Origin of the sequence: Streptomyces sp. AK08-02 (assembly GCF_033795085.1) — a bacterium.
Lineage (GTDB): Bacteria > Actinomycetota > Actinomycetes > Streptomycetales > Streptomycetaceae > Streptomyces > Streptomyces echiniscabiei.
In genome coordinates, this window is sequence record NZ_JARAZV010000004.1 from 106855 (window position 1) to 123722 (window position 16868).

The 16868-nt window shown below is 70.6% G+C and carries 13 protein-coding genes; 2 read left to right on the forward strand and 11 right to left on the reverse strand.

Annotation, left to right across the window (positions count from 1 at the left end):
* Nucleotides 1-6 precede the first annotated feature (6 nt).
* Nucleotides 7-1239, forward strand: a complete 1233-nt coding sequence (locus tag PV734_RS09355; protein WP_319091008.1) for a cation:proton antiporter — start codon at nucleotides 7-9, stop codon at nucleotides 1237-1239.
* A gap of 9 nt (nucleotides 1240-1248) precedes the next feature.
* Here the strand turns inward: PV734_RS09355 and PV734_RS09360 are convergent, their stop codons facing one another.
* From PV734_RS09360 to PV734_RS09385, 6 genes are all read right to left on the reverse strand, one after another.
* Entirely contained in the window at nucleotides 1249-1932 is a 684-nt protein-coding gene (locus tag PV734_RS09360) for a response regulator transcription factor (protein ID WP_319091007.1), read from the reverse strand.
* Entirely contained in the window at nucleotides 1929-3146 is a 1218-nt protein-coding gene (locus PV734_RS09365) for a sensor histidine kinase (protein WP_319091006.1), read from the reverse strand. The genes PV734_RS09360 and PV734_RS09365 overlap by 4 nt, the downstream gene beginning before the upstream one ends.
* Before the next feature lie 115 nt (nucleotides 3147-3261).
* A complete protein-coding gene (locus PV734_RS09370; protein WP_319091005.1) occupies nucleotides 3262-5475 on the reverse strand; it encodes an MMPL family transporter in 2214 nt (737 codons plus the stop codon).
* Between the two features lie 201 nt (nucleotides 5476-5676).
* Nucleotides 5677-8481, reverse strand: a complete 2805-nt coding sequence (locus PV734_RS09375; RefSeq protein WP_319091004.1) for a beta-L-arabinofuranosidase domain-containing protein — start codon at nucleotides 8479-8481, stop codon at nucleotides 5677-5679.
* 62 nt (nucleotides 8482-8543) lie between these two features.
* Nucleotides 8544-9956, reverse strand: coding sequence for a family 43 glycosylhydrolase (locus PV734_RS09380; RefSeq protein ID WP_319091325.1), 1413 nt, complete (start codon nucleotides 9954-9956; stop codon nucleotides 8544-8546).
* 218 nt (nucleotides 9957-10174) lie between these two features.
* The gene (locus tag PV734_RS09385; RefSeq protein WP_319289235.1) at nucleotides 10175-11389 is read right to left on the reverse strand and encodes a right-handed parallel beta-helix repeat-containing protein; all 1215 of its coding nucleotides are present in this window, start codon (nucleotides 11387-11389) and stop codon (nucleotides 10175-10177) included.
* 97 nt (nucleotides 11390-11486) lie between these two features.
* Between PV734_RS09385 and PV734_RS09390 the strand changes: the two genes are divergently transcribed.
* A complete protein-coding gene (locus tag PV734_RS09390) occupies nucleotides 11487-12020 on the forward strand; it encodes a hypothetical protein (protein WP_415924177.1) in 534 nt (177 codons plus the stop codon).
* A gap of 18 nt (nucleotides 12021-12038) precedes the next feature.
* On the opposite strand, the gene PV734_RS09395 is transcribed toward PV734_RS09390, so the two are convergent.
* From PV734_RS09395 to egtA, 5 genes are all read right to left on the reverse strand, one after another.
* Complete coding sequence (locus PV734_RS09395; protein WP_319091002.1) at nucleotides 12039-12254, reverse strand: dodecin; 216 nt, start codon at nucleotides 12252-12254, stop codon at nucleotides 12039-12041.
* 120 nt (nucleotides 12255-12374) lie between these two features.
* Nucleotides 12375-13337, reverse strand: coding sequence for an L-histidine N(alpha)-methyltransferase (gene egtD / locus PV734_RS09400; protein ID WP_319289236.1), 963 nt, complete (start codon nucleotides 13335-13337; stop codon nucleotides 12375-12377).
* Entirely contained in the window at nucleotides 13334-14125 is a 792-nt protein-coding gene (gene egtC / locus PV734_RS09405; protein WP_319091000.1) for an ergothioneine biosynthesis protein EgtC, read from the reverse strand. The genes egtD and egtC overlap by 4 nt, the downstream gene beginning before the upstream one ends.
* Entirely contained in the window at nucleotides 14125-15447 is a 1323-nt protein-coding gene (gene egtB, locus PV734_RS09410) for an ergothioneine biosynthesis protein EgtB (RefSeq protein ID WP_319090999.1), read from the reverse strand. Before egtB ends, egtC begins: the two co-directional genes overlap by 1 nt.
* Nucleotides 15444-16760: an ergothioneine biosynthesis glutamate--cysteine ligase EgtA gene (gene egtA, locus PV734_RS09415; RefSeq protein WP_319289237.1), complete on the reverse strand. Its 1317-nt coding sequence runs from the start codon at nucleotides 16758-16760 to the stop codon at nucleotides 15444-15446. The genes egtB and egtA overlap by 4 nt, the downstream gene beginning before the upstream one ends.
* Nucleotides 16761-16868: the final 108 nt, after the last annotated feature.

The window sequence follows — 16868 nt, forward strand, 5'->3', positions numbered from 1 at the left end:
GTCACCGTGCACTCCCAGGTCCTGCTGATCGAGTTCGGCGCCGTCATCCTCGCCCTCGGGCTGCTCGGCCGGATGGCCGCCCGGCTCAGCTTCTCCCCGATACCCCTCTATCTGCTCGCCGGTCTCGCCTTCGGCAAAGGGGGGCTGCTGCCGCTCGGCGCGAGCGAGGAGTTCATCGCCACCGGCGCCGAGATCGGCGTCATCCTGCTGCTGCTGATGCTCGGCCTCGAATACACGGCCAGCGATCTCGTCTCCAACCTCAAGTCCCACTACCCGTCCGGTCTGGTGGACTTCACCCTGAACGCGCTGCCGGGCGCCGCCGCCGCGCTGCTGCTCGGCTGGGGCCCGGTCGCCGCCGTCGTACTCGCCGGGGTCACCTGGATCTCCTCCTCCGGCGTCATCGCCAAGGTGCTGGGCGACCTGGGCCGGGTCGGCAACCGTGAGACACCCGTGATCCTCAGCATCCTGGTCCTGGAAGACCTGGCGATGGCGGTCTATCTGCCCATCGTCACCGCGCTGGTGGCCGGTGTCTCGCTCGCCGCCGGCAGTGTGACCCTGGCGATCGCCCTCGGGGCGGCCGGCCTGGTGCTGTTCGTGGCCGTCCGGTTCGGCCGGGTCATCTCCCGCTTCGTCTCCAGCGACGACCCCGAGAAACTCCTGCTGGTCGTCCTCGGCCTGACCATCCTGGTCGCGGGCATCGCCCAGGAGCTCCAGGTGTCCGCCGCGGTAGGGGCCTTCCTCGTCGGTATCGCCCTGTCGGGAGAGGTCGCGGAGGGCGCACACACCCTGCTCAGCCCGCTCAGGGACCTGTTCGCGGCCATCTTCTTCGTCTTCTTCGGGCTGCACACCGACCCGGCGAGCATCCCGCCCGTGCTGCTGCCGGCCCTCGCCCTGGCCGTCGTCACGGCGGGCACGAAGATCGCCACCGGCTACTGGGCGGCCCGCCGCGCCGGCATCTCGGTCAAGGGCCGCTGGCGGGCGGGCGGTGCGCTGGTGGCCCGCGGTGAGTTCTCCATCGTCATCGCGGGCCTCGCGGTCACCGCCGGCGTCGAGTCCGACCTCGGCCCGCTGGCGACGGCGTACGTCCTGATCCTGGTCGTCCTCGGCCCGCTCACCGCCCGCTGGACCGAGCCCCTGGCGGCTCGGGCCCGTGTGTGGCGAGCCGGGCGGCCCCGCCCCGAGACCGCGGCCACAGCGCCGACGGACGAGACGGTGCGGCCCACGACGGTCGGCGACTGACGAGCAGGATCAGGACGTCTGCGGCGGGCGGGCCCGCACCAGCCCCGACTGGTAGGCGATGACGACCAGTTGGGCCCGGTCGCGGGCGCCCAGCTTCGTCATCGCGCGGTGCACATGGGTGCGGACGGTCAGCGGACTGACGTACAGCTTCTCCGCGATCTCGTCGTTCGACCCGCCCTCGGCCGCCAGGCACATCACCTCCCGTTCCCGGGTGGTGAGCGCCGAGAGCGCCTCCGGGGTCGCCAACCGGGTCCCCGGCGCGGGGGAGTTGAGGAAGGTGGTGATGAGGGTACGGGTGGCGTTGGGGGAGAGGAGGGACTCGCCGGAGGCCACCGTGCGGATGCCGGAGAGCAGCGCGTCGGCGGTGACGTCCTTGCCGAGGAACCCGCTGGCGCCCGCCCGAAGGGCCTGAGCCACGTACTCGTCCGTCTCGAACGTCGTGAGGATCAGCACCCGCGTCGCCGACAGTTCCGGGTCGGCGCAGATCGCGGTGGTGGCGGCCAGACCGTCGGTGCCCGGCATGCGGATGTCCATGAGGACCACGTCGGGAAGGTGGGTGCGGGTCAGCTCCACCGCCTCCCGGCCGTCGGTGGCCTCGCCCAGCACCGTCATGTCGGCCTCGGAGTCGATCAGGATCCGGAACGTCGCCCTCAGCAGGGCCTGGTCGTCGGCGAGCAGGACGCGAATGGTCATGAGGTGCGCTCTTCTTCTTCCGCTGGCTGGGGATAGAGGGGCAGTGCCGTGGAGACCTCGAAACCGCCCTCCGGACGGTGTCCTGCCGCCAGGTCGCCGCCGACGGAATGGGCGCGCTCCCGCATCCCGATGAGACCGAAACCGGGCGCCGCCTCGGACCCGGCAGGACCGGCGGGGCCCGTGCGGGTGATGTTGTTGGTGACCGTGATCGTCAGCCGGTCCACCGAGTACGCGAGCCGTACGCACGCCGATGCTCCGACGGCATGCTTGGTGATGTTGGTGAGCGCCTCCTGCACGATCCGGTACGCCGTCAGGTCCACTCCGGGTGACAGCGGGCGGTCCCTGCCCGTGGTGGTGAGGGTGACCTCGATCCCGGCCGACCGGACCGTGTCGATCAGCTCGGGGAGCCGGAAGAGCCCGGGGGCCGGTTCCAGCGGGGCGTCGACGTCGTCGGCGTGGCGCAGCAGACCGACGGTGGCTTTGAGTTCGCGCAACGCCGAGGAGGTGGTGCCGGTGAGGTCGTTGAGCATCCGGCGGGTCTGCTCGGGGTTGCTGTGGGCGAGATGCGCGGCGGTGGTCGCCTGGGCGTTGGCCAGCGCCAGATGGTGGGCGACGACGTCGTGCAGCTCCCGGGCGATACGCATCCGTTCCTCGGTGACCCGGTGGCGGGCCTCCTCCTCCCGGGTCCGCTCGGCGTGCTCGGCGCGGGCGTGCACGGCGTCGAGATAGGCGCGGCGGATGCGTCGGGCGCTGCCGGTGGCGACCGGGACGAGTACGTAGGCGACGGGGGCGATGGTCTTGAGGACGAGCGGGTGGTCCATCGGGTCGAGGAACGTGGCCGTGGTCACCAGCACGACGATCATGCCGATGCAGTAGACGCGGGTCGTCCGCCGGTCGGTGAGGATGGCCAGCCAGTAGATCGCGACCATGGCCGGCGCCAGGATCAGAGCGGTGAGCAGATAGCCCACCGCGCTCGCGGTCATGGCACAGACCGTGGTCACCATGACGGCCGTACGCGGACGGCTGCGGCTCAGCAGTACGCCCGCGCACGCGCTGACGGCGAGGAGAGCGGCGGGCCACAGCTCCTCCCGCTGGTCGGCGCCTGGCAGGGTGACCCGGGCGCCGACCATGAAGAGAACGAACAGCGCCACGACGGTCACCGTGTCGGCGGCACGGGGATGACGCGCGATGTAAAGCTCGACGCTGGTGCTCATCGGTTCTCTCCGGTCAGAGGGTGTGGACCCATCGTCCACGACGGCGGGTCACGACGTCCGGCGAGGGCCGCCCGTGTGTCCAGCACGGGCGGCCCTCAGGGCGTACGGCCGAAAGTCAGACCTGGACCGCCTCCCGGTCTGCCGTTCCGTCCGCCCCGTCCTCGGGTACGGCCGCCCGGTGGGCGAGTGCCTCGCCCTCCACGTCGACCTTGGGAAGCACCTTGTCCAGCCAGGCGGGCATCCACCAGGCGGCCCTGCCGAGCAGGGCCAGTACGGCGGGGACGAGCGCCATCCGGACGACGAAGGCGTCGAACAGCACGGCCACCGCCAGTCCGAAGCCGATCATCTTGATCATGGACTCGCCGGCCCCGATGAACCCGGAGAAGACGGCGATCATGATCAGCGCGGCGGCGACCACGACCCGCGCGCTGTACCGGAACCCGGTGACGACCGCCTGCGCGGGCCCGTCCCCGTGGACGTACGCCTCCCGCATCCGGGCGACCAGGAACACCTCGTAGTCCATCGCGAGGCCGAAGACGATGCCCACCAGGAAGATCGGCATCATGCTCATGATCGGACCGGTGGTCTCCACCCCCAGCAGCTCCGCACCCCAGCCCCACTGGAACACCGCGATCACGGAACCGAGCGCCGCCAGCACCGAAAGGAGGAACCCGAGGGCAGCCTTGACCGGTACCAGGATCGACCGGAAGACCAGCAGCAGTAGTACGACGGCCAGTCCCACGACCACGATCAGGTACGGGACGAGCGCGTCCCGCATCTTCTGGGCCACGTCGATGTTCGCCGCCGTGCTGCCGGTGACGCTGAACTCCGCTTCCGTGCCGGCCACCGTGGCCGGCCGTTCGGACCGGATGCTCTTCACGAGGTCCTGCGTCTTCGTGCTGGTCGGCGCGTCGGCCGGGACCGCGGAGAAGATCGCCGTGTCGCCGGCGGGGTTGAAGCGGGCCGGGGAGACGGACACGATCCCCTTCGTGGCGGCGATCTTCTCGGAGATCGTCGCCACCGCGCCCTTGGCGTCGGCAGCGCCCCTGGCGTCCACGACGATCGTCAGGGGGCCGTTGAAGCCGGGACCGAAGGCGGTCGCGAGGTCGTCGTAGGCACGGCGCTCGGTGGTGGAGGTCGGCTTGGCCTCGTCGCCGGACGTGCCCAGCTGGAGGTCCATCACGGGTATGGCGAGGGCGCCGAGACCGGCCACCGAGGCGATCAGCACCGGGACCGGACGGCGCAGCACGAACCGGGCCCAGCGGGTGCCGCCGTTGTGCTCGGCGGCTGCCTTGACCTGCCCCGACCTCCGGGCGGAGCGCGAGAGGAGGGCGTTCGGCCAGAACCCCACCAGGGCCGGGACCAGCGTCAGCGCGACCAGGACACCGATGGCGACCGCGCCGGCCGCCGCGAGCCCCATCTTGGTCAGCATCGGCACACCCACCACCATGAGCCCGGCCAGCGCGATGACCACGGTGAGACCGGCGAAGACGACCGCCGAACCGGCGGTGCCGGTCGCGAGCGCCGCAGCCTCCTGCGGGCCGTGCCCCTTGCCGCGCTCCTCCCGGTACCGGGAGACGATGAACACCGCGTAGTCGATTCCGCAGGCCAGGCCCAGCATGCTGGCGAGCGTCCCGGTCGTCGAGGACAGCCCGAGCGCGTTGCTCAGCGCCAGGATCGACGCCATGCTGACGCCCACCCCGATCACCGCGGTCAGCAGGGGCAGCCCGGCGGCGGCCAGCGAACCGAAGGTGACGATCAGGACGAGGGCCGCGATGGCGATACCGATCGCCTCGGCCGCGCCGCCCGCCGAGGGCGTGGTCGCCAGCGCCGTACCGCCGACCTCCACGGTCAGCCCCGAGCTCTGCGCCTCCTTGACTGCGTCCCTCAGGTGGTCCTTGGTGGCGTCGGTCAGGTCGTTGGCCTTGGCCTGGTAGTTGACGGTGGCGTACGCCGTCGAGGCGTCCTCGCTGACCGCCTTCGCCTGGAAGGGATCGGCGGCGGACGCGACCTGGGTGCCGTCGGCCACCTCGCCCACGAACTTCTCGATCGCCGCCCTGTTCGCGGTGGCGGTGACCTTCTCGCCGCCCGGCGCCACGAACACCACCCGGGCGTTCGCGCCGTGCGCGTTGGAGCCGGGGAACCGCTGGTCCATCAGGTCGAACGCCTTCTGGGACTCGATGCCGGGCATCGAGTTGTCCGCGTCGGGAGCGGCGGGCGCCGTCGCGGCACCGGCACCGACGGCGGCGAGCACCGCCACCCACATCAGGGCGACGTACCAGCGCCGCCGGAAGGCCAGACGGCCCAGCTTGTACAGGAAGGTGGCCACGAGGGGGAGGTCTCCACATCATCGGATCTCGGGTACCCACCCAGGCTCCCGGGACCGACCCCCTCCCGTCGTCGTGCGCCTGCCGACAATCGCGACTACTGAGAACGCAGTACGGGGCCCCTCGGCGGTCGTCCGGACGCAGGACGGGCGGTACCCCTCAGGTAGGGGTACCGCCGGCCGCGATCCGATGGCGTACGAGGATCAGGACACGTACGACGCGCCCTGCGCCGTGCTCACCACCGTGTCGGCCGCCGCCTGTGTGAGCAGCCCCGCCGACACCCAGGACGCCGTCGTCGACCGCACCCGCGTCACCAGCGCCGCCTTGGTCGCGAAGGGCGCCCCCGCCCAGATCTCGTCGAGCAGCGTGGTGCCGTCGGCCTTCGCCGGGTTGGCGATCCCGGAGGAGACGGTTCCGAACACCACCGTCGGCTCGGCCCGCCGTACATAGGCGTGCGTCGGGTCCTCGGTCCCCTCGGAGAAGGGAGCGAACTCGGTGCCGTTCAGCGTGTAGTGCAGCGGCTTGCCGCTCACCGGGGTGAGGGAGGGCAGCAGATCGCCCGAGAGCGCCGCGTTGCGGTACAGCCCGACGGACAGATAGCTGGTGCTCGAACTGCGCGCGACCAGGTTCACCGGGCCGTAGAACAGGGTCTGCAGCGACGGGTCGTCGAGCGCCTTCTCGACCCGCAGCCGGAACGGCACGCTGATCCGTACGACGTCCCCGCTCTGCCAGGTCCGCGACACCGCGAAGTAGCTCCCGGCGACCGGAGTCCCGCTCACCGCCTGCCCGTTGACGGTCACCTGGAATCCGGCCGTCGCCCAGGCCGGCACCCGCAGCCGCAGCGCGAAGGCCGCGCTGCCGCCCCCGATCGTGAGCGTCGTGCCCTGCTCCTGCGGATAGTCGGTGGTCTGGGTGACCGTGACGCCCTTCTCGGCCCATGTCAGGGTGGAGGGGCTGTACAGGTTGACGTACAGGGAGGCACCGTCGGCAGCCTTGAAGTACACCGAGTCCTGGTACTTCGTGGCGCTCTCCATGCCGGTGCCCTCGCAGCAGGTGGTGCCCTGCTTGGGCGTGTAGTCGCGCACATGGCCGGGGTTGAGCCCGATGAAGTACGTGACGAGCGGCTTCTCGGCGTCGGCCTTGTCCTGCTTGGAGCCGAGCACCTGGTTGTACAGCGCCCGCTCGTAGTAGTCCATGTACTTCGGGTCCTGCTCGTGGAAGAACAGCGTCCGGCTCAGCTTGAGCAGGTTGTACGCGCAGCAGGTCTCGGCGTTGGTGTCGCTGACCGTCCCTGCGATCACCCCGCGCGCCTTCCAGAACTCGCCCGTGCTGGTGCCGCCGATCCCGTACATGCGCTGCGGGATCACCATCCCCCAGAAGTTCTTCGCGGCGGTCAGATAGCGCGCCTCGCCCGTCGCGTCGTACAGCCGGACGTAGCCGGTGAAGATCGGGATGTGCTGGTTGGCGTGCAGTCCGTTGAGCGTGTCGGTGTTCGCCGCGCACGCGTCGATGAGCGAGTCGAGGTCGAACAGCTTGGCCAGGGCGAGGTGATCCGCCTTGCCGGTGATCGTGTACAGGTCGACGATCGTCTCGACGATGCCGCCGAACTCCCCGCTGGAGAAGATCCCCCACATGCGCTGAAGGGTGGCGTCGGGCAGCTTGGACAGCCGGGAGTACATCCAGTCGCACATCCCGGACGCGAGATCCAGCGCCCGGGCGTCGTCCGTGGCGAGGTAGGCGTCCAGCAGACCCTTGAGGATCTTGTGCGCCGTGTAGTAGGGCGCCCAGATCTTGGTGTAGTCGGCGCTTGTCGCCGACTCCAGCGCGATGAACTGCGTCTCCGGGTAGGCGGCGAGGAAGCCCGGGTGGCTCGGGCCGCCCCAGGTGCGGCGCAGGGTGGCGGTGAGCCCGCGCCCGGAGGCGTCGCCGAAGGTGCCGCCGGTGGTCGCGGAGAAGTAGTACGAGGCGAGGTTGCCCAGCCCCGCGGCGGAGTTCTTCGCCTCGCTGCTCTGGAACGAGGTGATCTCGGCCTGCGTCAGGGCGCGCGAGTAGACGTTGAACTCGTCGAACGCGCCCGCGTAGACGGGGTCGCCGGAGTAGTTCGAGCGGCCGAGCCAGTTGTTCGTCAGGGTGCCCAGGACGGACGGGTTGACGGTCATCGCGGTGTTCGTGGCGACGGCGGTGCCGTTGACGTAGAGGGTGCCCGTGGTGCCCGAGATGGTGACCGCGAGGTGGCTCCACTGGTTCAGCGGCAGCGCGGCGGTGCCGTTGAGACCCTGTTCGCCGCCGGCACCGTTGGTGGTGATGGCGAAGCGCGGCACGCCGCTCCCGTTGCGGGAGGCCAGGTACATGTACCTGGTGGTGTCGTTGCCGAAGTCGAAGACCCGCTGCCAGTTGGCGTCGTGCGTGGGCCTGACCCAGATGGACAGGGTGATCGCCGAGGCACCGCCCGGCACGGCCGCCGGGAGGTCCACGTACTGGTAGGAGCCCCGGACGTTCTCGTGCGCGCCGCCCCACCTCCCGGTGACGACGAGCATGCGCGGGTCGGTGCGCAGGGCCGCGCGTACGTCGGTCAGGGCGCCGACCATGGTCGCGATCTTGGCGGCGTAGGCCTGGTCCCTGGTGCTCGCGTACGCCTGCGACAGCATGCTGAGGAAGTGGCCCGTGTAGTGGCCGCGCAGGTTGCCGTTGGCCTCGCCGTCCAGGCCCTCCCAGCCGCCCGGGGCGACCGCGCCGCCGGTGGAGAGGCCCGCGTTGGCACGGAACACCTGGAGCAGCCGGTTCACGTCGTAGCCGCGCCCGTGGTCCAGCATCAGCTGGCGCTTGCTCGCGAAGACGCCCTGTCCGAGCGAGACGTCCTTCAGCTCGAACGGGCGCAGCGTCCAGGCGGACGGCGCGGGCAGCGCGGCTGCGGCGGCCCGGCCGGAGGCGGTGTAGGCGAACGCGGGTGCCGCCGCCGCGAGGATCGCGCTCTGGAGCAGGAATCGTCGGGACAGAGGGGGTGTCACATGTGCCTCGTCTCTGAGGTGCTGACATGTCTGGGTCTGACTCGGCCTTGCTCGGCGCTCGACTACTCGGTGTAGTACGTCGCGTCCTGCTGGTCCAGCGAGGTGCTGAGCGGCTGGAGCTGGAGGAGGCCGTTGTAGTGGCGGATGTACCGGCCCGGGAAGTTGTACGACTCGAAGGACACCCCGGCCGGGTCGGCGAGGCCCGCCCGCCGGGTGAAGGAGGCGTCGGCGAGGAAGGTGGCGGTGCCGTCGTTCTTCTCGACCCACAGCTCGTAGTTCTTGTGCCGGAGGTAGTAGCCGGGGAAGTTCGCCGACTCCAGCGAGACGGTCCCGGAGCCGGTCAGTCCGGTGACGAACCGGAACTGCGAGTCGGCGAGGTTGGTGACGTTCGCCTCGATCCTCGCCCGGTACTCCCAGTGCCGGATGTACCGGTCCGGGTAGTTGAACGACGAGAAGCGGACCGGGGTGACACCGTCGGAGACAGGGATGCCGAAGTTCGGGGTGCCGTCGGCGTTCCAGTACAGCTTCTGGTAACGGGTGCGCCGGTTGGGGTCGTTGAGCGGATCGCCGCTGATGTCCTTGTAGTTGCGGTCGTGATAGACGAGGACGTCGGAGGTGCCGTCCTCGGAGACCGTGAAGGTGTTGTGTCCCGGCCCGTACTGGCCCGTCGAGGCGTTGCTGGTGAACACCGGCTGCGAACTCTTCGCCCATGAGGCCGGGTTGAGCAGATCGGCGGACGCGGACGCGGTCAGCAGCCCCAGGCAGTAGTTGGCGTCGGTGGCGCTCGCCGAGTAGGCCAGGAAGACCTTCCCGTTCCGCTGGATGACGGAGGGGCCCTCGTTCACCGTGTGCCCGATGATCTCCCAGGACAGCGTGGGCCGGGAGATCATCGCCGGAGTGCCGCTGATGGTCCAGGGGTTGGACATCTTCGCGAGGTAGAGGTTGGTGCCGTCACCGACGGCCGGGTCGTTCTGCGCCCAGCTCAGATAGCGGGTGCCGTTCACCACGAAGGTGGTCGCGTCGAGCGAGAAGGTGTCCAGGGGCAGCGCGATACGGCCCTTCTCCGTCCATGTCCCGGTGATCGGGTTGGCGGACGAGGACTCCAGGACCCATGGGCGGATCTTCCAGATGTCGTTCGAGGCGCCGGCCGCGAAGTAGATGTACCACTTGCCGTCGATGAAGTGGATCTCCGGAGCCCAGATGTGGGCGCCCATGTCACCGCTGGCGTGCTTGGTCCAGATGGTCGTCTCGGCGGCGGTCGCCAGACCCTGCAGCGTGGTCGCGCGGCGCAGCACGATCCGGTCGTACGCGGGGACCGTGGCGGTGAAGTAGTAGTAGCCGTCGGTGTGCTTGTAGATGTGCGGGTCGGCGCGCTGCGCGGCGATCGGGTTGGTGAAGGTGACAGCCGGGGAGGCCGGGACGGCGGCGAACGCGGGGGTGCCGACGACGGCAGGCACGGTCACGGCGACGACCAGTGCCGTACAGGCCTTGAGGAGCGTGCGTCTGCTGGTCGCGTCGTTGCGGCTGCGGTCCACGGCGAGTCTCCTTCAGCGGCCTGTCTCCGGGCCGACATTGTTCGATATATGGAACGACGTGCGGAGGTTCGACCGAAAGATAGGTAAGGGGCGGGAGCGAGTCAATGTTTCCGACAGATTGAATTCCGGTTGACCCCTCACGCCCCTCCGAAGATCACCTAGAAACGGGCGCCGATGTTCGTTCCCGCGCGCGGAACCAGGAAGTTGGGCGCGGCGGGCGGTGAACCGTCCGCGCGCCGTCCGCCCGTGATCGCCGCCGGGTCGGTGCTCAGCACCGAGGCAGCGTTCCAAGTGCCTCCCAGATCCCAGGAGTTGCCGGTGGAGACGGTGGCGGAGCCGAGGGCGACGGCACGTCCGTCGGCGAGTGAGAGATCGGCGGTGAGGGTGGCGCGTCCCCCGGAGACGTCGAAGTCGAAGCCGGTGCCCGCGTTCCCGTACGCCGTACTCCGGTTGACGCCGAGAGCGCCCGGGTTGCCGTTGTCCGTGAAGCCGTGCGCCGCGTTCTTGAACGCCACCGTGTTGCGCAGGACGTGCGCCACAGCGGGCGCCGGAGAACCGCCGCCCAGCTTGAATCCGTTGCCGTCACCCGCGAAGTCGGGGAAGTTCCAGCGGTTGAAGCCGTTGCCGTACGTGATCGTGTTCTCGATCGTGATCGGCGAGGTGAACTTCCAGGCGTCGAAGCCGTCGTCGACGTTGTTCCACAGTCGCGCGCCCCGCACCAGGTTGCCGGTCCCGGTGCCTTCCTTGACGGCCAGTCCGTCCGCGCTCTCACCGTTCTTGCGCGGGTCGCGGTTGCCGTAACTGTCCAGATCCAGGATCTGGTTGTTGGCGGAGGCGCCCTGGAGCTGGAATCCGGACTCGTAGTTGTCGTGGGTGACGAGCCGGGCGAAGACGTTGTTGTTGCAGCCGTCGCAGTAGACGCCGTACGGCCCGTTCACGATCTCCAGCCCCGAGATCCGCCACCAGGAGGCCTCCTGGTGGATCGCACCGCGCTCGCCGCGCGGGATGCTGCCCCCGACCGGCGTGTGACTGGCGGGCAGCCGCTCGCCGTCCACGACGACGCGCTCGCCCGGATAGGCACCCAGGGTGATGGGCTGGGAAGCGGTGCCGGAGGCGGCGATGGTGATGTTGTCGGTGAGCGCGTAGGTACCCCCGCGCACGGTGATCGTGTCGCCCGGTTTCGCCAGGTCGACGGCCCGCTGGATGGTCCTCAGGGGGCGCGCCGACGTGCCCGGCGCCGAGTCGTCGCCCCCTGTCGCCACGACGAGCGTCGTCGCGGCGGACGCTCCCGTGGCGGCTCCCACCAGCATCCCCGCTGTCATTAACGCGGTGCCCAGGACCGCCGTTCCCGTCCGGATCGCTGCGTTGCGCATGTACGGCTCCCGCCTCTGCCTCGGCTGTGTCGCCAAGGAGTGGCCGCCGAGGCGGCGGAGGTTGCCGGGTCAGGCCGACTGACTAGGGTCGGTGACCGTGACGCAGAACAGCAGCCCGAGACACAACAGCCCGAAGAGCGGCGGCACGGCGAGCGGTAGACCGCTCGCCGTGTTCGACCTCGACAACACCCTCGCGGACACCGCGCACCGGCAGCGGTACCTGGAGCGCAGACCGCGTGACTGGGACGCGTTCTTCGCCGCCGCGCCGCACGACCCGCCGCTCACCGAGGGCGTCGCGCTGGCCCTGGAGAGCGCGCGGGAGTGCGAGGTCGTCTATCTCACCGGCCGGCCCGAGCGCTGCCGCCGCGACACGCTCGCCTGGCTCGCCGCGCACGGACTGCCCGAGGGCCGCCTCCATATGCGGCGCGACGACGACCGCAGGCCCGCCCGCGGCACCAAGCTGGAGATCCTGCGCCGGCTGGCCCGGGGCCGCGAGATCCGCGTCCTGGTGGACGACGACGAACTCGTCTGCCAGGACGCGCGGCGGGCCGGCTTCAGCGTCGTACGGGCCGACTGGACAGCCGAGTCCGGCCCGCTGAAGGAGGCGCAGGAGACCGAGGGCCGGACCTGAGAGAGCGGCCCGGTCCCGCTACTCGCCGTCCTCCAGCCGGAAACCGACCTTCAGGCCGACCTGGTAGTGCTCGACCTCCCCGTCCACGATCTGGCCCCTGACCTGCGTGATCTCGAACCAGTCCAGGTTGCGCAGGGTCTGCGAGGCCCGGCTGATGCCGTTGCGGACGGCCTGGTCGACCCCTTCGTGCGAGGTGCCGACGATCTCGGTGACCCGATAGGTGTGGTTCGACATGCGGGTACTCCTCTTCGCGGTACTGGACGTGCTGGACGTACGGGACTTTTCTGGCGCCGTTCCACCGTGCCCCATGTGGCGGTGGTTCGCGAGGTGTCGCTGGGCCCTGTCTGACAATTCCTAGCGTGCGGTGCTCAGCGACAGGGCGAAACGGCCCTGCTCGTCCGTCCACCAACGGATCGTCTCCAGGCCGGCCACGGCCAGTTCGGCGCGCACTCCCTCCTTGCGGAACTTCGCGGACACCTCCGTCCGCATCTCCTCACCCGCCGCGAAGTCCACGGCGAGATCGAGCGCGGGAATCTTCACGGTCTGCTCGACGAGCGAGCGCAGCCGCATCTCGATCCACTCGTTGTCGGCGTCCCACAGCGCCACGTGGTCGAAGGCGTCCGGGGCGAAGTCGGCGCCGAGTTCACGGTTGACGACGCTCAGCACGTTCTTGTTGAACTCGGCTGTCACGCCCGCCGCGTCGTCGTACGCAGGGACCAGCACCGACGCGTCCTTGACCAGGTCCGTGCCGAGCAGCAGCGCGTCGCCGGGCGACAGCAGGGAGCGCACCGAGGCCAGGAACACGGCCCGTTCGGCGGGCAGCAGATTGCCGATCGTGCCGCCGAGGAACGCCACCAGCCGGGGCCCGGGCGTGTCCGGCAGTGCCAGACCGCTGGTGAAGTCGGCGATCAGGGCGTGTACGCCGAGTCCGGGCCGCTCGGCGATCAGCGCCTCGCCCGCCTGCCGCAGCGCGCTCTCACTGACGTCGACCGGGACATACGTCTCCAGTCCCGGCAGCGCGTCGAGCAGGTGCCGCGTCTTCTCCGAGGAGCCGGACCCCAGCTCGACCAGCGTGCGCGCCCCCGTCGCCGAGGCGATCTCCTCGGCACGGGCGACGAGGATCTCCCGCTCGGCTCGGGTCGGGTAGTACTCGGGCAACTCGGTGATCCGGTCGAAGAGTTCGCTGCCGTGAGCGTCGTAGAACCACTTCGGCGGGAGGGTTTTGGGCGTGCGGGTGAGCCCGTGCAGGACGTCGGCGCGCAGGGCGGCCTCCGTGGCGTCCTCGGGCAGGGTGCGGGTGACCAGGAACGGACTCACGTACGAAGCTCCTCGGATGGTGCGGATGCCAGGTCGCCGCTCAGGTCCTGGAGCGGGGTGAGCCGTACCTCGGTGCGGCTCGCGATGACGAGGTTGCGGTCGGGTACCTCCTGCCAGCGGGGGTCGTCGTCGTACGGCTCCGATGCCACGACCGTGCGGGGGCCGGGCCCGGTCAGGTGGTAGAGGCTGTCCCCCCAGGTGGTCGCCGCGATCGTCTCGCCGTCGGTGAGCAGCAGGTTGAGCCGGGAGCCGGGAGCCGCCGCGTCGACCTCCAGGACGGTCCGGGCCAACGCCTGTCCGACGTCGTCACCGGCGTGCAGCCGGTGCAGCACCAGGGCCCAGACGAACGCCGAGTCGGTGCGTGCCTCCAGCGACAGCAACTCCTCGCCGGGCAGCGCCTGTACGAGGGGCGCGAGGGATCCCGGCCAGCCCTTGACCGCCCCGTTGTGCCCGAACAGCCAGGCACCGGCCGCGAAGGGCGCCGCGGCGGCCTCACCGTCGGCGCCGGCCAGCGTCGCGTCCCGTACGGCGGCGAGCAGCGCCGTGGTCCGTACGACCCGGGCGAGGTCGGCGAAGGACGGGTCCGCCCAGACGGGCCCGGCGCGCCGGTAGCGGGCCGGTACTGGATCGCCCTCGGCGTACCAGCCGACTCCGAAACCATCGGCGTTGACCGTTCCGTACCGCTGGCGCCGGGGCGCCCACGACTGCCGGTACAGCCCGTGCGGCGGGTCCACCACCACACTGCCGATCGCCTCCGGGGGCCCCAGGAAGGCCAGTTGACGACACATCAGACCTCCTCCGGGGTACGGGCGGTGCGGAACCCGGAGAAGATCTGCCGCCGGATCGGATAGTCCCAGTTGCGGAACGTCCCCCGGCAGGCCACCGCGTCCACGCCGAACGAACCGCCGCGCAGCACCTTGTACTCGGGCCCGAAGAACACCTCCGAGTACTCCTTGTACGGGAACATGCTGAACCCCGGGTACGGCGCGAAGTCGCTGGCCGTCCACTCCCACACATCACCGATCAACTGCCGTATCCCGAGCGGCGATTCCCCGGCCGGATAGCTGCCGGCGGGTGCCGGACGCAGATGCCGCTGACCGAGGTTGGCGTGCTCGGGCCCCGGGTCGGCGTCGCCCCAGGGGTAGCGCGTCGAGCGGTCGGTCGCCGGGTCGTGCCGCGCCGCCTTCTCCCACTCCGCCTCGGTGGGCAGCCTGCGCCCGGCCCAGCGGGCGTACGCGTCCGCCTCGTACCAGCAGACGTGCACGACGGGCTCGTCGGGCGGCACCACCTCGGTGACCCCGAACCGCCGCCGCAGCCACTGCCCGCCGTCCCGGAACCAGAACTGCGGTGCGTACAGGGAGTTCCGGCGCACATGCGTCCAGCCGTCCGGTGTCCACCAGCGCTGGTCCTCGTAGCCGCCGGCCGCGATGAACGCCTGGTAGGCGCCGTTGGTCACGGGCGTCGTGTCGATGAGGAAGGGCGCCACCTCACGCCGGTGCGCGGGCCGTTCGTTGTCCAGGGACCACGGCTCGGTGGAGGTGCCCATCGTGAACGGGCCACCGGGGACCAGGACTTCGGACGGACCGGTGAACGGGGGAGCGGGCGCCGGGTCGGGAGCCCGCAGGACCGCCGGTCCCGTCCGCAGCTGATGGGTGATCAGCATCGTCTCGTCGTGCTGCTGTTCGTGCTGGGCGATCATCCCGAAGGCGAACCCGGCCCTGGTCAGCTGGGCGCCCGTACCTTCGAACTCGGCGTTCTCCAGTACGTCCAGGGCGCGCCCGCGCACCTCCGCCGCGTACTGACGGGCCTCGGCGGGCGGCAGCAGCGGCAGCGTGGGCCGTTCGGCGCGCGAGTGCTCGAAGGCGTCGTACAGGCCGTCGATCTCGGGCCGCATCGCCTCCCGGCCGGCGACCGCGCGCAGCAGCCACAGCTCCTCCTGGTTGCCGATGTGCGCGAGGTCCCACACCAGCGGGGACATCAACGGCGAGTGCTGCGCGGTGAGTTCGGGATCGTCCACGGAGGTGAGGAGCGCGGTCCGCTCGCGCGCGGTGGTGAGCGCGGCGAGGGCACGCTCGCGGAGCACCGCCGGTTCCAGGGCGGGGTCGGTCATGTGCGGAGATCCTTTCCGTACGAGGTTCCGTGCGCACGCCGGTCCGTGCCGGGCAGGCGGTCGAGCAGGTCGTCGGCGGGGCAACGGCCCTTGACGACGAAGCGGTTGAGGAACGCGTCGACGGCGTCGACGACCTCCGCGCTCGCGCCGAGCCGGGGCAGGGCCTCCAGCGCGGCCGAGAAGCAGACCAGAGCGACTTCCCGCAGCTCGGGATCGCTCAGGCCGTAGCGGGCCGCGTCGGTCCACAGGGGGTTGTGCGGGGCCGGGAGGGACAGGGTGCGCTCGGCGAGCGGCTTGACCGCCCGGTAGGCCACCTCGGCGGCCTCCGGGTCGTCGAAGAGCGCGGCCGTGACCGCCAGCGGGACGATCCAGCCGTCGTCGCCGGGCTGGGCGTCGATCATGCGCAGTTCGAGATGACCGCGCGGCCGGACCGGCGGGAACAGGGTCGTCAGGTGGTAGTCGAGATCCTCCTGGGTCGGCGGCCGGGGCGCCCCGGACCGGATCCACTCCCGGAACGTCAGCCCGTCCTCCGGCACGTCCCACGGCCCGCTGTCGCGCCGTACGCACATCACCGGGGCGTCGAGCACATGGCGGGCCCACGCCTGTCTCGGTTCGGCTTCCAGCGGGGGTGCGCCGGCCCGTCCGGCGCCGATCTCCGTCCACAGCACCTGCCGGGTGGAACGCCAGCCGGTGGGGCTGCGCCGGGCGATCGGGGAGTTGGCGAAGGCGGCCACGAGGACCGCGCCGAGCTGGTGTGCGAGCCACCAGCGCCGTCCGTGCCCCAGCGGGCCGGGTTCCTCGTGACCGGCGTCCAGGCACACCTGCACGGAGGCCGAGGTGCACATCATGGCCCGGCCGGCCGGGCCCGTGAGGTCGAGGCTCCGCTCCAGGGCGTCGTAACGCGGCTCGTGCAGGAAACGGCGGGGCGGGTGCCAGGGATCCTGGCCGATGCCGACGAGGCCGAGACCGTCCTTGCGCAGTACCGCGCGGACGGCTTCCAGATCGGCGGAGACGGATTCGACGCACTCCATCAGGGAGTCGGCGGGAGCGGAGCTGAGCTCCAGCTGGCCGCCGGGTTCGACGGTGAGCGCCGACCTGAGAGGCAGGTTCCGCAGTGCGGCGTAGGCCGCTTCGAGTCGTGCGGGTGTCACGGGGAGCCGCGGATCGCGCAGCTCGTGGACGAGCCATTCCACCTCGACCCCGAGGGTGCGGGGTGGACCGGTCTTGAAGCAGATTCCCCGGAGCAGGGCTTCCACCTCGGCCTCGGACAGGGCGGTGCGGCGCTTCGTACAGCCACTTACCGAATCGGACATGTCGGGATCCTCCTGAGATTCCTTCATGTCGCCCGGACCGGCTTCGGATGGGCCGGACAGGCAACACTCGTCCCACCCAAACCCCTCGCATGGAATCGCACAAGGGTG

What these genes read in the sequence shown, in the direction of transcription:
- PV734_RS09395 (WP_319091002.1), bottom strand. Translation starts at nt 12,254, where the DNA reads ATGTCGAACCACACCTATCGGGTCACCGAGATCGTCGGCACCTCGCAC.
- PV734_RS09365 (WP_319091006.1), bottom strand. Translation starts at nt 3,146, where the DNA reads ATGAGCACCAGCGTCGAGCTTTACATCGCGCGTCATCCCCGTGCCGCC.
- egtC (WP_319091000.1), bottom strand. Translation starts at nt 14,125, where the DNA reads ATGTGTCGTCAACTGGCCTTCCTGGGGCCCCCGGAGGCGATCGGCAGT.
- PV734_RS09360 (WP_319091007.1), bottom strand. Translation starts at nt 1,932, where the DNA reads ATGACCATTCGCGTCCTGCTCGCCGACGACCAGGCCCTGCTGAGGGCG.
- egtB (WP_319090999.1), bottom strand. Translation starts at nt 15,447, where the DNA reads ATGACCGACCCCGCCCTGGAACCGGCGGTGCTCCGCGAGCGTGCCCTC.
- egtA (WP_319289237.1), bottom strand. Translation starts at nt 16,760, where the DNA reads ATGTCCGATTCGGTAAGTGGCTGTACGAAGCGCCGCACCGCCCTGTCC.
- PV734_RS09385 (WP_319289235.1), bottom strand. Translation starts at nt 11,389, where the DNA reads ATGCGCAACGCAGCGATCCGGACGGGAACGGCGGTCCTGGGCACCGCG.